At 55.8% G+C, this 3,905-nt stretch carries 1 protein-coding gene; it reads left to right on the top strand.

The genetic code is table 11. The features are described from left to right. The first annotated feature begins 604 nt into the window (after positions 1-604). Positions 605-3,409 carry a TonB-dependent receptor gene (locus tag AB4Y89_RS24365; RefSeq protein ID WP_442303542.1) on the top strand — a complete coding sequence of 935 codons (2,805 nt, stop codon included), beginning with the start codon at positions 605-607 and terminating at the stop codon, positions 3,407-3,409. Positions 3,410-3,905: the final 496 nt, after the last annotated feature.

Below are 3,905 nucleotides of genomic sequence, written 5' to 3'. Positions count from 1 at the left end.
TCGCTCTTCGACCATGCACCGTCAATCGGGCATGATAGTGATAGTCCATCCGTTCCTCCGGAAACTTCTATTTGCTCGTCACAAACAGAATCTCCAGATACAAACGGATGGACAACAACCTCTTGAAACATCACAGGTGCCCCACCCTCACGAAGTTAGGGTGGGTACGAATCCACGGAATTATGGCGCGGGCCTTCAGCCCTTTAACATCTTGTTGGCACTGCAACCTGGGGCGTTGCCCCAGGCTGATATGGAACGCGCCTTCAGCGCTTTAACGCCCCCCGCCATACAGACTCATCCTTCAATGAATTTCGCATGAAATCACAGAGCACCTGTCTCCTCTTAAGTTTGAGTTAAGTCGCAAGCGCCTACGCTGAAGTTCAGTTAGTGCCCCCCAACGACTTACCACATCGTAGAGACCTCTCCCCCTTGCACGTAAAGAGGCCGACGATGTAGGGAATCCATTCACTCCAACCCGGGCTTTTCAAAGGGATAAGAGCGTATGCGCAAATTTTTCTGGCAAAGTTTTGTTCTTCTATTTGTCTGTCTATGGGCGGATAGATCTCTCACTGCACAAACAATCTCCGGTGGAATCGCAGGAAACGTGCGCGATACCGCCGGAGCTGTTCTCGTCAGTGCAAAGGTGGTTCTTGAACCATCGCAACGTCAGGTAGCTACGGACAATCATGGAGAGTTTCGTTTCCCCAACCTGGCTCCGGGTACATACACGCTTACCGCGTCGTATGTGGGATTTAAGCAGTTCATCACGACCGTCAGTGTCGTCTCGAATCAGACGCAGAACGTTGCGGCAATGCTCGAGGTAGCATCTGACAGCGATACGGTGATCGTTACAGCGCCTCGCCTGCGCGGCGATGCCGAAGCCATCAACATTGAGCGTATGTCTGCCGAGATCGTTCAGGTTGCGCCGGCGGGTGTGATCACCAGTCTTCCCAACACGAATATCGCCGATGCCATCGGCCGTCTGCCCAGTGTGTCGCTGGAACGAGATGAGGGCGAAGGAAAGTACGTGCAGATCCGTGGAACGGAGCCGCGGCTTTCCAACTTGACCATCAACGGTGTCAACGTGCCATCGGTGGAGGTGACGGTACGCAACGTCAAGATGGATGCGATTCCATCCAACGGGATTGACCGTATCGAGGTCTACAAAACCCTTGCTGCAGACCAGGATGCTGATGGTGTGGGCGGCACCGTGAACCTCGTAACACCCACGGCGCAGGATAAGCCAACCTACTCGCTTAACGGAACCGCGGGCTACAACCCACTGCAAAATGGCTTCTGGCGCGGAGGATTCGATGGAACCTTCGGCAAGCGCTTTGGCCCTGGAAAGAAGTTCGGGTTTCTGCTGGGAGGAAACTGGGACCGCACCAACCGCGGCATCGACGACCTCGAGCCCAGCCAGGGCATTGGAGTGCTGCCCAACGGCACCAACATCGCCTATGTCAGCAGCGAAGACCTGCGTTCCTACGAGTATTACCGCACTCGCTACGGCTTTGTAACCGGCATTGACTATAAGGTCAGTCCCAACACCTCCGTGTATTTCAAGGGCCTCTATGCCGACTTCCATGACTTCGGTGAGACGCGTGTCTACACCCCCAATGCGGGAAACATCGTCGGCGGCAGCGGCTCCCAGGTCATCTTCGACAACACGGGCTCATGGCAGTATCGCCACTACATCCGCAGGCCGGACCAGCAGATCTTCAGCCTGCTGGCGGGCGCGAGCCAGGAGATCTCCAAAGATGTGCTGACGTATGACTTCGCCGTCTCGCGTGGTCATAACATCGGCGGCCAGGTCTTTCCCAGTACCTATTTCAGCGGCCCCAGCAATGTCACCTTTACTGAAGATCTGAGCAATCCGAACCGGCCGAAGTTCTCAGCGACGGATGGCACCAACGGTTTTGATGCGACGCAGTACACGGTCAACGAGTCCGATGGCGGCAGCTATCATGCGACGCAGCTCAACATTCAGGGCACCGCCTCCTATGCCCACAACTACAACGCAGGCGGCCATCCCAGCACGTTCTCTTTCGGCGTCAAGATACGTAACTCGTACTCGACTCAGCGGGAGAACGACAATCATCTTTCATACACGGGCGCCACACCATTTACGCTTGCCAGCGTTGTGGGCAGTTACACCAATCCGACATATTACAACAACAGCTTCGCCATCAATGGAAAGGCGTATGGTCCTGCGTCATCCTATGGTGGCATTCAGCACGCGGTCGCAGCCAATGCCGGTGACTTTACGGAAGATGTTGTGGGTGATTCTGTCACCTACGCGCAGGCTTTCTTCAATGCCGATGAGCGTATTACTGCCGGGTATCTGCAGGACGTAATCTTTATCGGCAATCTGCGCCTGGAGGGCGGCCTTCGTTTCGACGCGGGCAGCACGCACTTCCTTGCCAATACCGTCAACAATGCGGCTACGGGTCCGTGCTTCAAGGACCCAACGCAAGTCTGTCCTGGTGTAACACCGACCAGGCAGGATGCCAGTTACTTCAATCCGCTTCCCAGCGCGGCGCTGCAGTGGCAGTTCCAGAAAGACAGCAACCTGCGTTTCGTCTATAGCCGCGGATCGGCACGACCAAACATCGGCGATCTTGTGCCGGCGACGGTCGTCGATCCCAATCAGACTCCTTATCCGACAGTGTCAACCGGCAATCCAAACCTGGTGCCGACGTTGTCGGACAACTTCGACATCCTTGCCGAGCACTACTTCCAACCCCTCGGCATCGTGCAGGCCGGCTACTTCTTCAAGGAGCTGCATAATCCTATCTATCCGGTTGCCAACCTGGTCAACAATTACAACGGCACGGGCAGAACGTATCAGGAGACGCTCTCCATCAACGGCCCAAATGCGCGGCTTCAGGGAATCGAGCTGCAATGGCAGCAGCGCTTCTCCTTTCTCCCGGGCATGCTGAATGGCCTCGGCGTCAACGCGAACTACAGCTACGCAACCTCGCATGTGACGTTCCCGTCGGGCTTCGATGGCGACCGCGGTGACCATCCCGCACTGGACCGCACCTCACCCAATAACTACAACTTCAATCTGACCTACGATAAAAGCCGCTTTTCAGGTCGCTTTGCGATCAGTCATAACGATGCGAGTATCGCAGCCTATCAGTGGAATGCAGGCACAGGAGCGGCCAACGATCCAATCCTCGGATTGAAGGGACCTACCGGAGACAACTACTTCTATGCGCATACGCAGTTCGATGTGCAGGGAAGTTATCGCGTTCACAAGGGATGGCAGGTGGTCGCCTCCGGACTGAATCTCAGCAATGAAGTCTTCGGCTTCTACAACGGAAGCACCATCTATCCGGTGCAGCGCGAGTACTATCGTCCAACGGTTTCATTCGGCATGCGTTGGACACTGGCGAGTGAGCAGTAGTGAAGGAGGGCCGATATCGCTCGACGAAGCAATACATCGGGTGCCCCATGTCCGGGGTCCCCAGCGAACTTGTTCGTTGGGGTGGTGTCCCTCGGGGACATGGGCCCGGCCTTTACTTTCTGTACCCCTACAGCGGTGCATTCGAGCTACGGGTTCACCCAAACGAAACAAGTTCGCTGGGGACCCCGACGCTCGAACGTCCCACATAAGCTTCGCGTATGTGGGGCACCCAGTGATAGCCGTTGTCGTAGGCGATACAGATAGAACCCGTCGATGGAAAAGCGCTGAAGGCGCGCTCTATATCAGCCTGGGGCAACGCCCCAGGTATCGGATAGCGAAACGGCATGAGGGCTGAAGAGTCTGTGTGAGAGAGGCATCATCTCTCTGGATGAGTGAGCCGTTGTTGGAGGATTTCATTGTTGAGTGTGGATGGGAGCTGTTTTAGTGGGATTTCTGGAGGATGTAGATGCGTTTGAGGTTGTAGGCGGTGGCGGCG

Source organism: Terriglobus sp. 2YAB30_2, from assembly GCF_052114765.1.
Classification (GTDB): domain Bacteria; phylum Acidobacteriota; class Terriglobia; order Terriglobales; family Acidobacteriaceae; genus Terriglobus.
The sequence above is the reverse complement of the archived record's forward strand: the minus strand, read 5'-3'. Positions and strand labels throughout refer to the sequence as shown.